The organism is Ralstonia sp. 110700041-2 (genome assembly GCF_056280165.1).
The window spans coordinates 130407-149202 of the sequence record NZ_JBSFAI010000005.1 but is presented as its reverse complement, the minus strand read 5'-3'; the positions used below and the strand labels follow the sequence as shown (position 1 = coordinate 149202).

15 protein-coding genes are annotated in these 18796 nt (G+C 63.8%); 9 read left to right on the top strand and 6 right to left on the bottom strand.

What is annotated here, in order from left to right; all coding sequences use genetic code 11:
* Positions 1 to 142: 142 nt before the first annotated feature.
* The 7 genes from ACUXH0_RS09085 to hpaI are packed head-to-tail and all read left to right on the top strand — an operon-like array spanning position 143 to position 6094.
* The gene (locus tag ACUXH0_RS09085) at positions 143 to 895 is read left to right on the top strand and encodes a fumarylacetoacetate hydrolase family protein (protein WP_012435912.1); all 753 of its coding nucleotides are present in this window, start codon (positions 143 to 145) and stop codon (positions 893 to 895) included.
* Positions 892 to 1662 (top strand): fumarylacetoacetate hydrolase family protein, encoded by a 771-nt coding sequence (locus ACUXH0_RS09080; protein WP_012435911.1) that lies wholly within the window; start codon positions 892 to 894, stop codon positions 1660 to 1662. The genes ACUXH0_RS09085 and ACUXH0_RS09080 overlap by 4 nt, the downstream gene beginning before the upstream one ends.
* On the top strand, positions 1659 to 3140 hold the full coding sequence (gene hpaE / locus ACUXH0_RS09075; RefSeq protein WP_012435910.1) for a 5-carboxymethyl-2-hydroxymuconate semialdehyde dehydrogenase: 1482 nt from the start codon (positions 1659 to 1661) through the stop codon (positions 3138 to 3140). Before ACUXH0_RS09080 ends, hpaE begins: the two co-directional genes overlap by 4 nt.
* A 41-nt stretch (positions 3141 to 3181) precedes the next feature.
* Positions 3182 to 4051: a 3,4-dihydroxyphenylacetate 2,3-dioxygenase gene (gene hpaD, locus ACUXH0_RS09070; RefSeq protein ID WP_012435909.1), complete on the top strand. Its 870-nt coding sequence runs from the start codon at positions 3182 to 3184 to the stop codon at positions 4049 to 4051.
* A 10-nt stretch (positions 4052 to 4061) separates the two neighbouring features.
* Positions 4062 to 4451, top strand: coding sequence for a 5-carboxymethyl-2-hydroxymuconate Delta-isomerase (locus ACUXH0_RS09065; RefSeq protein WP_012435908.1), 390 nt, complete (start codon positions 4062 to 4064; stop codon positions 4449 to 4451).
* A 3-nt stretch (positions 4452 to 4454) separates the two neighbouring features.
* The gene (hpaH, locus tag ACUXH0_RS09060; protein WP_012435907.1) at positions 4455 to 5258 is read left to right on the top strand and encodes a 2-oxo-hept-4-ene-1,7-dioate hydratase; all 804 of its coding nucleotides are present in this window, start codon (positions 4455 to 4457) and stop codon (positions 5256 to 5258) included.
* A 29-nt stretch (positions 5259 to 5287) separates the two neighbouring features.
* Positions 5288 to 6094 carry a 4-hydroxy-2-oxoheptanedioate aldolase gene (hpaI, locus tag ACUXH0_RS09055; protein WP_012435906.1) on the top strand — a complete coding sequence of 269 codons (807 nt, stop codon included), beginning with the start codon at positions 5288 to 5290 and terminating at the stop codon, positions 6092 to 6094.
* A gap of 6 nt (positions 6095 to 6100) precedes the next feature.
* Here hpaI and hpaR read toward each other — a convergent pair whose 3' ends face one another.
* The 6 genes from hpaR to ACUXH0_RS09025 form a co-directional block, all read right to left on the bottom strand.
* On the bottom strand, positions 6101 to 6565 hold the full coding sequence (hpaR, locus tag ACUXH0_RS09050; RefSeq protein WP_004635961.1) for a homoprotocatechuate degradation operon regulator HpaR: 465 nt from the start codon (positions 6563 to 6565) through the stop codon (positions 6101 to 6103).
* 12 nt (positions 6566 to 6577) lie between these two features.
* Positions 6578 to 7387, bottom strand: a complete 810-nt coding sequence (gene xth / locus ACUXH0_RS09045) for an exodeoxyribonuclease III (RefSeq protein WP_004635959.1) — start codon at positions 7385 to 7387, stop codon at positions 6578 to 6580.
* A 150-nt stretch (positions 7388 to 7537) separates the two neighbouring features.
* Complete coding sequence (locus ACUXH0_RS09040; protein WP_012435905.1) at positions 7538 to 9652, bottom strand: M3 family metallopeptidase; 2115 nt, start codon at positions 9650 to 9652, stop codon at positions 7538 to 7540.
* Between the two features lie 94 nt (positions 9653 to 9746).
* Positions 9747 to 10616, bottom strand: a complete 870-nt coding sequence (gene folD / locus ACUXH0_RS09035) for a bifunctional methylenetetrahydrofolate dehydrogenase/methenyltetrahydrofolate cyclohydrolase FolD (protein ID WP_004635954.1) — start codon at positions 10614 to 10616, stop codon at positions 9747 to 9749.
* A 95-nt stretch (positions 10617 to 10711) separates the two neighbouring features.
* On the bottom strand, positions 10712 to 11347 hold the full coding sequence (locus ACUXH0_RS09030) for a response regulator transcription factor (RefSeq protein ID WP_004635952.1): 636 nt from the start codon (positions 11345 to 11347) through the stop codon (positions 10712 to 10714).
* Positions 11348 to 11387: 40 nt separating this feature from the next.
* The gene (locus ACUXH0_RS09025; RefSeq protein ID WP_012435904.1) at positions 11388 to 13964 is read right to left on the bottom strand and encodes a PAS domain-containing sensor histidine kinase; all 2577 of its coding nucleotides are present in this window, start codon (positions 13962 to 13964) and stop codon (positions 11388 to 11390) included.
* Between the two features lie 313 nt (positions 13965 to 14277).
* Between ACUXH0_RS09025 and aceE the strand changes: the two genes are divergently transcribed.
* Positions 14278 to 16968, top strand: coding sequence for a pyruvate dehydrogenase (acetyl-transferring), homodimeric type (gene aceE, locus ACUXH0_RS09020; RefSeq protein ID WP_004635948.1), 2691 nt, complete (start codon positions 14278 to 14280; stop codon positions 16966 to 16968).
* 152 nt (positions 16969 to 17120) lie between these two features.
* Entirely contained in the window at positions 17121 to 18794 is a 1674-nt protein-coding gene (gene aceF, locus ACUXH0_RS09015; protein WP_182593917.1) for a dihydrolipoyllysine-residue acetyltransferase, read from the top strand.
* The last annotated feature ends 2 nt before the right edge of the window (positions 18795 to 18796 follow it).

Sequence of the window (18796 nt, the reverse complement as noted above, 5' to 3'; positions counted from 1 at the left end):
GCATGGCGGACACTTCGTCCGCCGCCTGAAAAGCCGGTCCGCGTGGCCGGCTTTTTCATTGCGCCGAAGTTTCCTGACTTGACATGGACGCAATCCGATTTGATTATTAACATGTTAATTACATGAGAGAGGAGGAGGCGCAATGCGGCGAGCCAGAGTGACATTGCCGGACGGCCGGGTACGGGAAACCCTGTTTGCGTCTGCCACGGAACCCGCAGATTCTTGGCGCTGGCTGCCGCCAGTCGAAGGCACGGTCGTCGGGGCCTTGCTCAACTACCGCGGAGAACTCGATGCGCTGAGTGACACGCTGTCTGCGCCGCCATACCAAGCGCCGCCCAAGGCGCCCATCCTGTATCTGAAGCCGGCCAACACGCGTATCGGCCATGGTCACGAGGTTGCGCTGCCGGCAGACGTCGATGGCGTTTGGGCTGGAGCTTGCCTGGGCGTGGCGATCAGTTGTACTGCCACGCGTGTGCCTGCGCAGCACGCCGCGGATTTCATCGCCGGCTACACCATCGTCAACGACCTGACCGTGCCGCATGCGAGCTACTACCGACCGGCGATCCGCCACAAGTGCCGCGATGGTTTTTGCCCGATGGGGCCCTGGATGGTCGACCGCGACGATGTTCCTAACGCCGATGCACTCGATATCACCGTGCGCATCAACGGCGAGGTCAAGCAGCGCGCAAATACGTCGACGCTGGTGCGGCCAATCGCGCAGCTGCTTGCCGACGTGACGGCATTCATGACGCTTGAATCTGGCGATGTGCTGCTCGTTGGCATGCCGGAGAATCCACCGCTGGCGCGGGCCGGTGATCGCATCGATATCGACATCGCCCACATTGGCACGCTGACGACGGCGTTGATTCGCCACGCGCAGGAAGCTTCGCGATGAAACACGCGCGTATTGCCTATGACGGCGCGATCCATCACGCCACGGCCATGCCCGGCGACGACGCTCACCTGCGACTGGCCGACGGCCGCGTCTTGCATGAAAGCGAAGTCGTCTGGTTGCCGCCGATCGAGCCGCGCACGGTTTTCGCACTGGGCCTGAACTATGCCGACCACGCCAAGGAACTGGCCTTCAAGGCGCCCGAGGAGCCGCTCGCGTTCCTGAAAGGGCCGAATACGCTGATCGGCCATCGCGCCCGCACCGTACGCCCGGATGGCGTGACGTTCATGCACTACGAATGCGAGCTGGTCATGGTGATTGGCAAGACCGCGCGCAATGTGCCGCGCGAGCATGCCTATGACTACGTGGCCGGATATACGGTGGCCAACGATTACGCTATCCGCGACTACCTCGAGAACTACTACCGCCCGAACCTGCGGGTGAAAAGCCGCGACACCTGTACGCCCATCGGGCCATGGCTCGTTGACCGTGACGATGTGCCCGATCCGATGCACCTCGCGCTGCGCACCACCGTCAACGGCCGTGTCACGCAAGAAGGCAGCACGCGCGACATGATCTTCGACATTCCCGCGTTGATCGCGTGGTTCTCGAGTTTCATGACGCTCAGCCCCGGCGACATGATCCTGACCGGCACGCCCGAGGGTTTGGCGGACACGCAACCCGGCGACGAAGTCATCACCGAAATTGAAGGCATCGGCAGGCTGGTGAGCACCATCGTTGCCGAAGAATCGAACAAGGAGCCCGCATGAGTCGCGTCAACATGGACCCTGTCAAGCATTGGATCAACGGTCGCCAGGTCGACAGCGTCGAGCGTTTCGTCACGACCAATCCGGCCACGGGCGAGGCCATTACCGAGGTGGCATCGGGCGGTGAGGCGGAGATCAACGCGGCGGTTGCGGCGGCCAAGGCGGCATTTCCGGCCTGGGCCAACACGCCAGCCAAGCAGCGCGCCAAGCTGATGCGCCGACTGGGCGAGCTGATCGAGCAGAACGTGCCGCACCTGGCCGCGCTAGAGACGATGGACACCGGGCTGCCGATCGCGCAGACGAGCAAGCAGCTCATTCCGCGCGCTTCCGAGAACTTCCATTTCTTCGCCGAGGTGTGCACGCAAGTTAACGGTCACACGTATCCGGTCGATGACCAGATGCTGAACTACACGCTGTATCAGCCGGTGGGCGTTTGCGCGTTGATCTCGCCGTGGAACGTGCCGTTCATGACCGCCACGTGGAAGGTCGCACCGTGCCTGGCGCTGGGCAATACGGCCGTGCTCAAGATGTCGGAGTTGTCGCCGCTGACAGCGGACCAACTCGGCCGTCTGGCGCTGGAAGCCGGCATTCCGCCGGGCGTGCTGAACGTGGTGCAAGGCTATGGCGCGACGGCTGGCGATGCGCTGGTGCGTCATCCGGATGTGCGGGTGGTGTCCTTCACCGGCGGTACGACGACCGGCAAGCGCATCATGGAGCGTGCGGGCCTGAAGAAATTCTCGATGGAGCTGGGCGGTAAATCGCCCGTGCTGGTCTTCGACGATGCGGACCTGGATCGCGCGCTGGATGCGTCGCTGTTCACCATCTTCTCGATCAACGGTGAGCGATGTACGGCCGGCTCGCGCATCTTCGTGCAAGAGAGCGTCTACGATGATTTCGTACGCAAGTTTGCCGAACGTGCCAAGCGGCTTGTGGTGGGCGACCCGGCGGATGAGACAACCCATGTCGGCTCGATGATCACGCGCGCACATTGGGAGAAGGTCACGGGCTACATCCGTCTGGGCGAACAGGAGGGCGCGAAGGTTCTGGCCGGCGGCGCGGAGAAGCCCGCTGGCCTGCCCGGCCACCTGCAGAACGGCAACTTCGTGGCGCCCACGGTGCTGGCCAACGTCGACAACCGCATGCGGGTGGCGCAGGAAGAAATCTTTGGCCCCGTGGCTTGCCTGATCCCGTTCAAGGATGAGGCCGATGGCCTGAAACTGGCCAATGACGTGGAATACGGTCTGGCCTCGTACATCTGGACGCAGGACGTCGGCAAGGTGCACCGCGTGGCGCGCGGTATCGAGGCCGGCATGGTATTCGTCAATAGCCAGAACGTGCGCGACCTGCGTCAGCCTTTCGGCGGTGTCAAAGCGTCCGGCACGGGGCGTGAGGGCGGCGAGTACAGTCTGGAGGTGTTTGCCGAAATCAAGAACGTCTGCATCTCAATGGGCAGTCACCCTATCCCGCGCTGGGGCGTTTGACGCGCGGCCGACACACCACAACAAGGGCGGAAGGAGACACCATGGGCAAGCTGGCCTTGGCTGCGAAGATCACCCACGTGCCGTCGATGTACCTGTCGGAGCTGCCGGGCAAGCATCATGGCTGCCGCGAGGCGGCCATCGAGGGCCACCGCATCATCGGACAGCGTTGCCGCGATATGGGCGTGGACACCATCGTCGTGTCCGACGTGCACTGGCTCGTCAACGCCGGTTACCACGTCAATTGCAACGCGCGCTTCGAAGGCGTCTATACGAGCAACGAGCTGCCGCATTTCATCAAGGACATGCGATATGCGTATCCCGGCAATCCGGCGCTGGGCCGATTGATTGCAGAGACGGCAACGGCGCGCGGCGTGTTCACCCGTGCGCACGAGATCAACAGCCTCGAACTCGAATACGGCACGCTTGTGCCGATGCGGTACATGAACAGCGAACAGCACTTCAAGGTCGTGTCGATTGCCGGGTGGTGTGCGTGGCACACACTGGAAGAAAGCCACCGCTTCGGCGCAGCGCTGCTCGAGGCCATCGAGGCCAGCGACAGCACCGTCGCATTTCTCGCCAGCGGATCGCTCTCGCACCGTTTCAACGACAACGGCAGCCCCGAAGAATCCATTCACCAGATCAGCCGCGAGTTCTTCAGGCAGGTCGATTTGCGCGTGGTCGAGCTATGGAAGCAGGGTGACTGGAAGACCTTCTGCGCGATGCTGCCCGAGTACGCATCGCTGTGTGAAGGCGAGGGCGGCATGCACGACACCGCCATGCTGCTCGGCCTGCTTGGTTGGGATGCCTACGACAAAGGGGTCGAGATCGTCACCGAATATTTCGCCAGTTCCGGCACGGGCCAGATCAACGCGATCTTTCCGTTGCCCGGACGTGATCAAGTTCAAGCCTGAGGAGATCGACATGCCGCATGTCATCGTCGAATACACCGACAACCTGGGCGATGACGCCCGCATCCCGCAATTGCTGCAGGCGATGAACGAGACGCTGATGGCGCAGAACGGTGTGTTTCCGACCGGCGGGATCCGTTCGCGCGCCATCAAGCTGACCGACTACCGCGTGGCCGACGGAAAAGAGGACGACGCCTTCGTCCATGTCACGCTCAAGATCGCAGCGGGCCGTACGCCCGAGGTCAAGAAAGCCGCGTGCGACGCGCTGTTCGAGGCAGTCAAGGCACATTTTGCCGAGGCCTTTGCGCGCCGTTATCTGGCGCTGTCGATGGAGTTGACCGAGTTTGACGAGGGCGGCAGCTACAAGCACAACAACATCCACGCGCGTTTTCGCAAGGCTTGACGCATGCTCGACACCACGACCATCCAAACCATCGCGCGCCGCTTGCACCAGGCCGAGATCGATCGCAAGCAGATCCGCCAGGTTTCGCTTGACCACCCCGAGATCACCATCGAAGACGCCTACGCCATCCAGCGCGAATGGGTCGCGATGAAGCAGGCAGAGGGGCGACGCCTGAAGGGGCACAAGATCGGACTGACCTCACGTGCGATGCAGCAGTCGTCACAGATCGACGAGCCGGACTACGGTGCGCTGCTCGACGACATGTTCTTTGCCGAGCGCAGTGAGATCCCCGCCAGCCGTTTCATCGTGCCGCGTGTGGAAGTGGAACTCGCCTTCGTGCTCGGTAAGCAGCTGGAGGGGCCGGAGGTGACGCTGTTCGACGTGTATGACGCGGTGGATCACGTGATTCCCGCGCTGGAGATCATCGACGCGCGCTCGCAATCGATCGATCCCGACAGCGGGCGTCCACGCAAGGTGTTTGACACGATCGCCGACAACGCCGCCAATGCCGGCGTCGTGATGGGCGGCCGGCCCATCCGCATGCGCGATGTGGATCTGCGCTGGGTCAGCGCCATCTTTTCACGCAACGCCGTCATCGAAGAGACGGGTGTGGCGGCCGGCGTGCTGAATCACCCGGCCAACGGTGTCGTCTGGCTGGCCAACAAGCTGGCGCCGCACGGCGTGGCGCTGGAGCCCGGGCAGGTCATCCTTGGCGGCTCGTTCACGCGGCCGGTGGCCGCTCGGCCCGGTGATACATTCCATTGCGACTACGGTCCGCTTGGCAGCATCGCCTGTCATTTCGCCTAACCGTCTAACGCTCAAAGGATGGCCTCGCCATGCAACTTCCGGTGAACAACTTCAAGCGCGCGCTGGCCGAACGCCGGCCGCAGATCGGCCTGTGGCTGGCAATGACGCATCCGTACCCGGCGGAGATCGTCGCGGGCGCCGGCTTTGACTGGCTGCTGATCGACAACGAGCACGCGCCAAACCAACTGCAATCGACGCTCGCGCAATTGCAGGCGGTTGCGCCGTATGCTTCGCATCCCATCGTGCGGCCTGCCTGGAACGATTCGGTCGAGATCAAGCGCCTGCTGGATATCGGCGCGCAGACCCTGCTGGTGCCGATGGTCCAGAACGCCGACGAAGCGCGTGCCGCCGTGGAAGCGATGCGCTATCCGCCCAACGGTGTTCGCGGCGTTGGCAGCGCGTTGGCTCGCGCATCGCGCTGGAACCGCGTGGGCGATTACCTCCACCAGGCCGATGCGCAGATGTGCACGCTCGTCCAGGTCGAAACTGCAGAGAGCCTGGAGCATCTCGACGCGATTCTTGCTGTGCAAGGCGTGGACGGCGTCTTCATCGGCCCGGGCGATCTCGCGGCGTCCATGGGGCACCTCGGCGCGCCGGGGCATCCGGAAGTCAGCCAGGCGATCGACGGCGCGATTCAACGCATCGTCGCGTCGGGCAAGGCGGCGGGCATTCTGTCGGCGAATCAGGCGCAAGCGAAGCACTACCTGTCGCTCGGTGCGACCTTTGTTGCGGTAGGGACGGATGTCACCCTGCTGGCGCGCAGCGCCGAACAGCTGGCGCAGGCATTCAAGGAAGAGGGCGGTGCCAAGCCGCAGCCGGCCGGCAGCGTGTATTGACGGGTGTTACGCGTCGCCAGTGAAGCGCCCCATCGGCGTGCGCGTTTCCATGACGTGGATCGACTCATCGATGGCGGCGTAGAGCGCGTCCAGCCGCGCGCGGCCCAGCTGCGCCTCAATGCGCGCGTACTCGGCATCCACCTGCGGTTCCACGTCGGCCAGGAACTGGCGGCTCTTAGGCGTGAGTGAAATCACCTGCCGGCGCTGGTCCACCGACGACTTCGTCCGCACGATCATCTCGGATTGTTCCATCGCCGCCAGCATGCGCGTCAGGCTTGGGCTCAGGATCAGGCATGCATCGGCGAGTTGGTTGGGCTCCATGTCGCCGGTATCGTTGAGCGTACGCAACACGCGCCATTGCTGTTCGGTGATGCCATGCTCGCGCAGGATCGGCCGAAAGCGCGCCATGAAGGTCTCACGCGCGCGCAGCAGGAGATGCGGAAGATTGCGGTGCTTGAAGGCGGAAGCCATGCCGGGCACTCCTTATGCGCGGCGCAGGGCGGCGACCACGGGTGTGTGGTCCGAAGGCTGCTCCCACGTGCGTGGCACGCGGTCGATATGGCACGACTCGCACAGCTTGGCGAGTTCAGGCGACAGCATGATGTGGTCGATCCGCAGGCCGGCGTTGCGCTTGAAGCCGAACATGCGGTAATCCCACCACGAGAACAGCTTGTCTTCCTGCTCGAACATGCGGAAGGCATCGACCAGCCCGGCGCCTTGCATCGCTCGAAACGCCGCCCGCTCCTCCGGAGACACCAGGTTCTGGCCTTCCCACTTTTTCGGGTCGTGCACGTCGCGATCTTCGGGAGCGATGTTGAAATCGCCCAGCAGCATCAGGCGTGGGTTTGCCGCCAACTCGCTCGTCAGCCATGCCTGCAGTGCCTCCAGCCAGCGCAGCTTGTAGACGAATTTGTCGGAATCGAGTGCTTGTCCATTTGGGATGTAGGCAGAAATCACGCGGACCGGGCCACCGTCCACGTCATACGTGGCGGCTACGATGCGCTGCTGCTCGTCGGCAAAGCCCGGGATGTTCTTCACCACATCGCGGCCTTCTGGCACAGAGGCCTTGCGCGAGAGGATGGCAACGCCGTTGTAGGTCTTCTGGCCTGTGAACAACGACGTATAGCCCGCTGCGTCCAGTTCGGCGAGCGGATAGCGGTCATCGGGCAGCTTGAGCTCTTGGAGGCAGAGCAGGTCGATGGGCGTGGCGTCGGCTTCGCGCTCAGCCAGCCACTGCAGCACGTGCGGTAGGCGGACCTTCAAAGAGTTGACGTTCCAGGTGGCGACACGCATGAGGGCTCGGTCCTTGCAAATGGCGACGGCGCGCACTTTGGCGCCGTCCAGGGGTGCGATATTGTGCCATCAAGCGCTGCGGGCCCGAATGAAAACGCCGCTTCGGTACGAGGCGCGAAGCGGCGTTGTCACGGCTGGCCGAGCAGGCCGTTACGCGGCTTCCGCCATCATGCCGCCATGGCGCAGCAGTGCGTCGATGCTGGGAGCGCGGCCGCGGAAAGCCGTGAACGATTCGATGGCCGGGCGGCTGCCACCAACGGCCAGTACTTCACGGCGATAGCGTGCCCCGGTTTCCGCATCGAGCACCGAGCCGCCCAGCTTACTGGCCTCTTCGAACGCCGCATAGGCATCGGCGGACAGCACCTCGGCCCACTTGTAGCTGTAGTAGCCCGCCGCATAGCCGCCCGCAAAGATGTGGCTGAACGTGTTCGGCCAGCGCGACAACTCGGCCTGCGGTACCACGTGGAAGCGATTGTTGATCTGGCGCGATAGCTCCAGCACCGACGTCGCGCCCTTCGGGTCGAAGTCCGTGTGCAGGTGCATGTCGAACGTCGAGAACACGATCTGGCGCAGCGTCGCCATGCCGTTCTGGAAGTTCTTCGCGGCCAGCATGCTGTCGTACAGCTTGCGCGGCAGCGGTTCGCCGGAATTCACATGGCGGGTCATGCGCGAGAGCACTTCCCATTCCCAGCAGAAGTTCTCCATGAACTGCGACGGCAGCTCCACCGCATCCCATTCAACGCCGTTGATGCCCGATACGCCCAGCTCATCCACCTGCGTGAGCATGTGGTGCAGGCCGTGGCCGAACTCGTGGAAGAGCGTGATGACCTCGTCGTGGGTGAACAGCGCGGGCTTGTTGCCGACCGGGCCGGAGAAGTTGCAGGTGAGGTAAGCCACGGGGGTTTGCACACCCGCATCGCCCAGCAGCTTGCGGCCGCGCGCGTCGTCCATCCATGCACCGCCACGCTTGCCTTCGCGCGCGTACAGGTCGACGTAGAACTGTGCGAGCAGCTCACCCTGGGGCGATTCGACCCGGAAGAAGCGTACGTCGGGGTGCCACACCGCCGCTGCCTCTGGCCGGATCTTCACCGAGAACAGCGTCTGCACGACATTGAACAGGCCATCCAGCACGGCCGGTTCCGGGAAGTACTGCTTCACCTCCTGCTCGGAGAATGCGTAGCGTGCCTCGCGCAGCTTTTCCGACGCGTAGGCCATGTCCCACGGTTCGAGCTTGTCGATGCCGAGCGTGGTCTTGGCGAAGGCCTGGAGCTCTTCCCAATCCTTCTCGGCAAACGGACGGGCGCGGTCGGCCAGTTCACCTAGGAAGCGCAGCACGTCTTCGGGCGAATCGGCCATCTTGGGCACGAGGGACACTTCGCCAAAATTGCGATAGCCCAGCATGTGCGCTTCTTCGGTGCGCAGCGTGAGCTGCTCGGCCATGTTGGCGGTGTTGTCCCACTCGGCCTTGCCGCCGCCGTACTGCGCGCCCAGTTCGGACGCACGCGTGACGTTGGCTTCGTACAGCGTGCGGCGCAGCGCGCGGTCATCCGCGTATTGCAGCACCGGGAAATACGACGGGAAGTGCAGCGAGAACTTCCAGCCCGTCGCATCAGGGTTGTCGCGGCGTGCAGCTTCCTGCGCAGCCTGCTTGGCGTCGTCGGGCAAGCCGGCGAGGCGGGCTTCGTCGTCGATGACGAGAGCGTAGGCGTTGGTCGCATCCAGGACGTGATCGCTGAAGGCCTTGGTCAGTTGCGCCTGCTGTTCCTGAATGGCGGCAAAGCGCGGCTTCTGGTCTTCGGGCAGCTCCGCGCCGCCCAGGCGGAAACCGCGCAGTTCGTTCTCAAGCAGCTTCTTGCGCGCGGGCGACAGCGTGGCGTATTCCGCGCTGTCGGCAATCGCCTTGTACTTCTCGAACAGCTCCAGATCCTGGCCGAGGCCCGACCAGAATTCGGTCACGCGCGGCAGATTGGCGGCATGGGCTTCGCGCAGCTCTGGCGTGTCGGCGACGGCGCTCAGGTGGCTGACGATGCCCCAGGCGCGGCCCAGTGGCTCGGTGGCCTCTTCCAGTGCGGTCACGACGGTGTTCCAGCTGACAGGCGTGGCGGGGTCCTTGACCTGCGCCACCGCGGATGCGGCACGCTCGAGCAGCACGTCGACGGCCGGCGTGATGTGTTCCGGGCGGATGTCCGCGAAGCGCGGCAGACCAGAAAAATCGAGCAGCGGATTGTTGGCCGGAGTGGCAACCTTGGGCGAAATGTCGGTCATGGCGGGCTCGGTAGAGAAACTCGGGGGACAAAAAAAGCGTCCGATCCAACAGGTGGGGACGCTTTTTCCGTTTCCAACTGGATCAGGGTGAAGCTTACGCCGCCAGCGCGGCTCCTTCAGCAGCGCGCTCGGCGGCTTCCAGGGTGTTGATCAGCAGCATGGTGATCGTCATCGGGCCGACACCGCCCGGCACCGGCGTGATGTAGCCGGCGACTTCCTTGACGCCGGCAAAGTCGACGTCGCCGCACAGCTTGCCGGCGTCGTCGCGGTTCATGCCCACGTCGATGACGACCGCGCCCGGCTTGACCATGTCGGCGGTAATGATGTTGCGGCGCCCGACGGCGGCCACGATGATGTCGGCCTCACGCGTGTGGGCGGCAAGGTCACGCGTCTTGCTGTTGCAGATCGTGATGGTGGCGCCGGATTGCAGCAGCAGCATCGCCATCGGTTTGCCGACGATGTTCGAGGCGCCGACCACCACCGCATTGGCGCCGCGCACCGGGTAGTTGATCGATTCCAGCATCTTCATGCAGCCGTACGGCGTGCACGGGCGGAACAGCGGGGCGCCGGTCATCAGGGCGCCGGCATTGGCCACGTGGAAACCGTCCACGTCTTTCTCGGGCGCGATGGCTTCGAGCACCTTGTGGCTGTCGATGTGCTTGGGCAGCGGCAGCTGGACCAGGATGCCGTGGATGCGCGGGTCGCGGTTCAGGGCGTCGATGCGGCCGAGCAAGTCGGCTTCGGACAGGTCGGCGGGGTAGCGGTCGAAGCTGGACAGAAAGCCGTTGTCTTCGCAGGCCTTGATCTTGTTGCGCACGTAGACCTGGCTGGCCGGGTCTTCGCCGACGAGGATGACGGCGAGGCCGGGCTGGTGGCCGCGCGCGGTCAGGGCGGCGGCGCGCTGTGCGGCCTCGGCGCGGAGTTGTTTGGCAAGCGCGTTGCCGTCAATGAGTTGGGCGGTCATGGCTGGGCGGAGGAGGGAGAGGGCAAACCGCGATTATAAATCGCCGCCTCCCTTCCGGCCGCCCGGATGATCGCTTGGTTTTTCCTGCAGCCGAATCAGGCGTTGCGCGACAGGGCCAGGCGCAGCAGGTCTGCCACCGTATTCACGTTGAGCTTTTCCATGATGTTGGCGCGGTGTGCTTCCACCGTCTTGATGGAAATGCCCAGATCGTCGGCGATCTGCTTGTTCAGGCGGCCGGCGACGATGCGCTCCAGCACTTGCTGCTCGCGTGTGGTCAGGCGGCCGAGCAGGTCCTTGGCGGCCTTTTGCTCGCGGGCGACCGAGTCTTCGCTGCGCGCCTTGCTGAGCATGCGTTCCACCAGCTCGCGCAGTTCGGATTCGTCGAACGGCTTTTCAATGAAGTCGACCGCGCCTTTCTTCATGGTCGACACGGCCAACGGCACGTCGCCGTGGCCCGTGACGAAGACGATCGGCATGCGGTTGTTCTCTGCCAACAGGCGGTCTTGCAGCTCGGGGCCGCTCATGCCTTGCATGCGCACGTCAAGGATCAGGCAGCCGACGCCTTCGCCGCGCTTGTCGTCGACCAGGAATTCTTCTGCGCTGCGGTAGGTGCGGACGGTGTAGCCGTTGCCTTCGAGCAGCCACGTCAACGAGTCACGCATGGCTTCATCGTCATCGACGACGAACACGGTTTCGTTGCGCGGCGCAACTGCGGCGGGCGTTGTGCTCATGGAGGAGTCCTCGGTCTACGTTCTATGTTTTAAAAACGATTTACAGCGGATTCAGCGGCAAGATGATTTTAAACGTACAGCCGATGCCATCGGCGTTGTTTTCTACCCAGAGCCTGCCGAGGTGGGATTCTATGATGGAGCGGCAGATATTCAGTCCCATACCCATGCCGTCGGATTTTGTACTGAAGAACGGCTCGAACAGCCGCTCCTTAGTGCTGTCGTCCACGCCCGGGCCCTGGTCGATCACCTCGATCAGCACGGAATTTTCCGGGTCGTTGATCAGGTTGGCGTGCAGGCGCAGCACGCTGGCGGCGCGCAGGCGCGGGTGGGCGGCCATGGCTTCGGCGGCGTTCTTGAGCAGATTGACGAGCACCTGCTCGATGAGCACCGGATCGACATACAGATGCGGCAAGTCGCCTGGCAGGCGCGTGAGAATGGTGATGCCGCGCCGCGTGGCTTCGAGTTCGGCCAGACCCACGGCGTCGGCAACGATCTCGCGCAGGTCGGATTCGCGCCGCTGCGGCTGGCTGCGTTTCACGAAGCCGCGGATGCGCTGGATGATGGTGCCGGCACGCACGGCCTGGGCGGAGGTCTTCTCAAGCACCGGGATCAGCTCTTCCGGCGTGCTGCGTCCGCTCTTCAGGCGGCCGACGGCGCCCATGCAGTAGTTGTTGATGGCAGCCAGCGGCTGGTTCAGCTCGTGCGCCAGCGATGAGGCCATCTCGCCCATCGTCGTCAGGCGGCTGGTGAACTGCAGGCGCTCTTCGTGCTGGCGCGTCATCTCTTCGGCGGCCTTGCGCACGGTGATGTCGGTGGCGATCTGCATCTGTGCGAGGTGGCCGTCGACCCACTGGATGTAGCGGCGCCGCACTTCAAACCACTTCTGCATCGATGGCACATAGATTTCGCGCGCATCTGCCGCGTGCGGTGTCAACTCGGACGCGGGCAGGCCGGCGTAGGCGTCCACCAGGTCGAGTGCATCGCTGGAAACGTCTTCCGTGTTGACGTCGTTGCCGGAGAGCTGCAGGTGGCCGAACGCCTCCCAGCCGAAAAGCTGGCGGTAGTAGCGGTTGGCGAACAGCAGCTCCGCCTTGTCGGTCGAGAGCACGGACACGGCCGCATCCAGGCTCTCCAGCACCGTGGTGAAGCGGTCGTGCGCGGCGGCCAAGTCTTCACGGGCGCGTTTGGGCTCAGTAATGTCCGTGATGGAACTCATCCACCCCGTGTGCCGGCCGCGCGCATCGATCAGCGGCGAGACGTACATCCGCGCATAGAAGCTCGTACCGTCGCGGCGCATCATGCGCAATTCCATGCCGTTGGCGGGCGCCTTGCCACGCAAGGTCAGCTCGATGTGCTTCTGCATCTCGCCGATCTCATTGGGCGGCCAATACGGGAAGGGCGGCATGCGCCCGACCAGCTCGGCTTCCGTCCAGCCGATCATGCGGCAGAACGCCGGGTTCACGTAGGTGATGCGGCCGTTGAGGTCGAGCGAACGCATGCCGATCACCATGGAGTTTTCCATAGCGCGGCGGAACGACGTTTCCGCCAGCAACGCGCGCTGCGCTTCAGAGCGGCGGCTGGTGTGGCGCCACACGCTCCAGAGGCTCCAGATCACGAAGCACGACAGGCCGGCCACCAGCCACATCAGCATGTTGTTGGGCAGGTTGGACGGAGCGGGATACGCCTCGGCCCGCAGCGAGAGCGAATGTCCCGGTGGGTCGAGCAGCACCTCGTACGACGCCGCCGCCTTGGGCACCGGCCGCAACGACGTGCTTGCGCGGACCACGTTGTTCTTGTCGACCAGCGAGAAGCGGTAGCGGTCTGTCAACTCGCCCGGCAGCAGTTGCGTGAGGATGCCCGTGACCGAATACATGGCGCCCACCGTGCCGAGGAATTCGTTGTCGCGCACGATCGGGACTTCCATCAGCATGAAGCTCTCGCCGCGCTCGTTCTGGATGGGGCGCGAATAGACGGCACGCTGCGTTTCACGCGCGGCATCGTAGGCAGATTGGATTTCGGGTTCGAGCGGATGGTCGCGTGTTTCGCGCACGCGCGCCGTGAATTCGGAGGTGGACGGGAACGCCCAGCGCGGGCGGCGCGTGGCATCCAGCCAGTTGATGAAGACAAGCTCCGGGTTCTCGCGCAGGAGCTGGCGGGCGGCATCGCGATAGGCGCTCGGGTCAAGCTGCGCAGCACCGATGTCGCGTGCCAGGGCGGCCACCTGATCCTGGTTGCTCTGCAGGGACAGGCGAACCTTCTGCTCGGCCCAGGCGGCATCGCGGTAGAGGGCGTCGCGCTGCTGCTGCACCTCCGTGGCGTGCAATTGATACAGGATGAAAATCATCGCGCCAGCAAACAGGACGATTGCCACCAGCGGGATGAACATGAACCAGTTGGTCGTCCACAGCCGGCCCAGGCGGGTCAGCCACAGGCGGCGGGGCATGTTCGGGCGAACGGCCTCGTCCGACGGCTGTTCGGACGCGTTCACGGAAATGGGCGCAGGCGCCGCAGGCGTTGACGGCTCGGACTTGGCGGCCGGGTCCTGCGAAGCGTGGGAGGGGGCAAGCATGATGGGCGGACGAACGCCGGAATTCTGCGGAGGTAAAGGAGTGGACATCTGTGCAACTGCGCAAAACTAAGTGTAACGGCAATCAACCTGCGGGTCGCTTGGGGAAACCGCTTGGTGAGGTGTCTTGTTCGCTCGGAAAATGCTGCGCTGCAATGTCAAAGGTGATTTGTTTTGCGTCGCGGCAATATTCCACATTATAAAAAACCATATCGCAATTTGAAAATTCCGCTTGTGCTGCGTTTGCGGGTGCCCATAGAATCAGCGCAAAAGTCGGGGTGGCCCTTGCGTGCGTGTGAACGCGCGTGCCAGTGGGCGCCTCACAAGAGACGCAACTACCGTTACTGCTACCAAGGAGACCGCCATGTCGGCCGTACCAGAACAAGTCCTGGGTGCCACGAGCGCCAGCGACGTTGATCCCCAGGAAACCAAGGAATGGCTGGAGGCGCTGCAAGGCGTCATCGGCGCGGAAGGCCCGCAGCGCGCGGCATTCCTCCTCGACAAGCAGATCGAGTACGCGCGCATCAACGGCGTGACGTCTCCGCTGCACGCAGAAACCCCCTATATCAATACGATCCCGGTCGAGAACCAGGACCGCATTCCTGGCAACCAGGAAATCGAGCATCGCATCCGTTCGTATACGCGCTGGAACGCCATGGCGATGGTGCTGCGCGCGAACAAGGACACCAACGTCGGCGGGCATATCTCGTCGTTCGCTTCGGCGGCCACGCTGTATGACGTCGGCTACAACCACTTCTGGCACGCCCCGTCGGACAAGCACGGCGGCGACATGGTTTTCGTGCAGGGGCACTCGGCGCCGGGCGTGTACTCGCGCGCATTCCTGCTGGGCCGTCTAAGCGAGGAGCAACTCGACAGCTTCCGCCAGGAAGTCGACGGCAAGGGCATCTCGTCGTACCCGCACCCGTGGCTGATGCCGGATTTCTGGCAATTCCCGACCGTGTCGATGGGCCTGGGCCCGATCATGGCGATCTACCAGGCGCGCTTTACCAAGTACCTGGCCAGCCGCGGCCTGATCCAGAACTGGGAAAACCGCAAGGTCTGGGCGTTCCTGGGCGACGGCGAAACCGACGAGCCGGAATCGCTGGGAGCGATTGGCATGGCCGGCCGTGAAAAGCTGGACAACCTCGTCTTCGTGATCAACTGCAACCTGCAGCGCCTGGATGGTCCGGTGCGCGGCAACGGCAAGATCATCCAGGAGCTGGAATCGGAATTCCGCGGCGCAGGCTGGAACGTCATCAAGGTCATCTGGGGCAGCCGCTGGGATCAGCTGCTTGCCCGCGACACGAAGGGCCTGCTGATGAGCCGCATGATGGAATGCGTCGACGGCGAGTACCAGACCTTCAAATCGAAGAGCGGCGCTTATGTGCGCGAGTTCTTCTTCAACACGCCGGAACTCAAGGCCATGGTGGCCGATTGGTCCGACGACGACATCTGGGCGCTGAACCGTGGCGGCCATGATCCGCACAAGATCTACGCGGCATTCCAGTCGGCGACCAACCACAAGGGTCAGCCGACCGTCATTCTCGCCAAGACCATCAAGGGCTATGGCATGGGTGAGGCCGGCGAAGCGATGAACATCGCCCACCAGCAGAAGAAGATGCCGGTGGACGCCATCCGCAAGCTGCGTGATCGCTTCAACATTCCGGTTGCCGACGACCAGCTCGAGCACGTGCCGTACGTCAAGTTCGAAGAAGGCTCGAAGGAACTCGAATACATGCGCAAGGCCCGTATGGACCTGGGCGGCTACCTGCCGGCCCGTCGCCAGAAGGCCGACGCGCTGCAGATTCCCGCGCTGGCTGCGTTCGACGCGTTGCTCAAAGCCACCGGTGAAGGCCGCGAAGTGTCCACGACGATGGCCTTTGTGCGCATTCTGAACATCCTGCTGAAGGACAAGAACATCGGTAAGCATGTTGTGCCCATCGTGCCCGATGAGTCGCGTACGTTCGGCATGGAAGGTCTGTTCCGCCAGGTGGGTATCTGGAACCAGGAAGGCCAGAAGTACGTGCCGCAGGATCACGACCAACTGATGTTCTACAAGGAATCGCAGACGGGTCAGGTGCTGCAGGAAGGCATCAACGAAGCCGGTGCCATGTGCGACTGGATCGCGGCCGCTACGTCGTATTCGACGCATGGCGTGGCGATGATCCCGTTCTACATCTACTACTCGATGTTCGGCATCCAGCGTATCGGCGACCTCTGCTGGGCCGCCGGCGACATGCGCTCGCGCGGCTTCCTGCTGGGCGGCACAGCTGGCCGTACCACGCTGAACGGCGAAGGCCTGCAGCACGAAGACGGCCACTCGCACGTGTACCACGCTGCCATCCCGAACTGCATCTCGTATGACCCGACCTTCCAGTACGAACTGGCGGTGGTGATGCAAGACGGCCTGCGTCGCATGTATGTCGAGCAGGAAGACGTCTATTACTACCTGACGGTGATGAACGAAAACTACGAGCACCCGGAAATGCCGGCGGGTGTCGAGGCGGACATCATCAAGGGGATGTACCAGTTCAAGAAGGGCGTCGAAAACAGCAACGCACCGCGCGTGCAACTGCTGGGTTCGGGCACGATCTTCCGCGAGGTGATCGCCGCCGCCGAGCTGCTCAAGAAGGACTGGGGCGTGGAATCCGACCTGTGGGGCTGCCCGAGCTTTACCGAGCTGGCCCGTGAAGGCAACGCCATCGCGCGCTGGAACCTGCTCAACCCGACGGCACCGCAACGCGAGTCGCACGTCGAGAAGCTCCTCAAGAACGCACGCGGTCCGGTCATCGCTTCGACCGACTACGTCCGTACTTTCGCCGAGCAGATCCGCGCCTTCGTGCCGCGTCGCTATGTGGTGCTGGGCACCGACGGCTTCGGCCGCTCGGATACCCGCGAGAAGCTGCGTCACTTCTTCGAGGTGGATCGCTACTGGGTGACGGTTGCGTCGCTCAAGGCGCTCGCCGATGAAGGCGTGCTGCCGCGCGAGAAGGTGGCCGAGGCACTGAAGAAGTACAACCTCGATCCGAACAAGCCCAACCCGATGACCGTATAACGGAGCCGCCGGGCGCGCGGGTTGCGTTCCGGCTGGGCACCGCCCTGACAGACTTTCCGCAACGTGCATTTGCCTGCACGATGCGGTAGCCTGCGGGCACCGCGTGTCCGCCGCCGGATGCTCTCGCCGCCAGACCCTCTGGAGACAGAAGAATGAGTCAAGTCGTAGAAATCAAGGTGCCGGACATCGGCGACTACAAAGACGTCCCGGTGATCGAAGTGCTGGTCAAGGCGGGCGATACCGTCAACGCCGAAGATTCGCTGGTTACGCTGGAATCGGACAAGGCGACCATGGACGTGCCCTCGCCCAAGAGCGGCGTCGTCAAGGAAGTGAAGATCAAGGTGGGTGACACCGTGTCGGAAGGCTCGCTGGTGCTGTTGCTCGAAGAGCAGGGCGCTGCTGCCGCACCGGCCCCGGCACCTCAAGCTGCGCCCGCACCGGCTCCGGCCGCTGCTGCACCGGCGCCCGCACCCGCCGCGCAAGCTCCGGCCCCTGCGCCGGCTGCCGCTGGCGGCGGCACGGTTGAAGTGAAGGTGCCGGACATCGGCGACTACACCGACGTGCCCGTCATCGAAATCAGCGTGAAGGTGGGCGACAGGGTGGAAGCCGAGCAGTCGCTGATCACGCTGGAATCGGACAAGGCCACGATGGACGTGCCGTCGCCGGCTGCCGGCACGGTCAAGGAAATCCGCGTGAAGGTGGGCGATGCCGTGTCGCAAGGCACGCTGATCGTCGTCCTGGAAGGTGCTGGCGGCGCTGCTGCTGCGCCAGCACCCGCACAAGCGCCGGTGTCCGCACCGGCTGCCGCTGCGCCGAGCCCGGCCCCTGCGGCTGCGCCCGCAGTTGCGTCGACCGCAGCGCCCGCTACCTACACCGCTGACACGGTCGGTACGGTTGGCAAGGCTGCTCACGCCAGCCCCTCGGTGCGCAAGTACGCGCGCGAGCTGGGCGTCAACGTGAATCTGGTCGGGGGCACGGGTCCGAAGAACCGCATCACGCAGGAAGACGTGCAGCGCTACGTCAAGGGCGTGATGAGCGGCCAGGCTGCGGCGCCGGGCAAGGCTGCCGCGGGTGCACCGGCCGGTGGCGGTGAGTTGAATCTGCTGCCGTGGCCGAAGGTGGACTTCACCAAGTTCGGTCCGGTCGATCCGAAGCCGCTGTCGCGTATCAAGAAGATTTCCGGCGCGAACCTGCACCGCAACTGGGTCATGATTCCGCACGTCACCAACAACGACGAGGCGGACATCACCGAACTGGGAGCCTTCCGCGTGCAGATGAACAAGGACCACGAAAAGGCCGGCGTGAAGTTCACGATGCTGGCATTCGTGATCAAGGCAGTCGTGGGCGCGCTGAAGAAATTCCCGACCTTCAACGCGAGCCTGGACGGCGACAACCTGGTCTTCAAGCAGTACTTCCACGTCGGCTTCGCGGCCGATACGCCCAACGGGCTCGTGGTGCCGGTGATCCGCGATGCGGACAAGAAGGGTCTGATCGACATCGCCAAGGAGATGGCGGACCTGTCGAAGGCTGCCCGCGAAGGCAAGCTCAAGCCGGACCAGATGCAGGGGGGCTGCTTCTCGATCTCGTCACTGGGCGGCATCGGCGGCACGCATTTCACGCCGATCATCAACGCACCGGAAGTGGCCATCCTTGGCTTGTCGCGTGGTTATCAGAAGCCCGTTTGGGACGGCAAGCAGTTCGTGCCGCGCCTGACGCTGCCGCTGTCGCTGTCGTACGATCACCGCGTGATCGACGGCGCCGAGGCTGCACGCTTCAACGCGTATCTGGCCAGCGTGCTGGCGGACTTCCGCCGCGTCAGCCTGTAAGC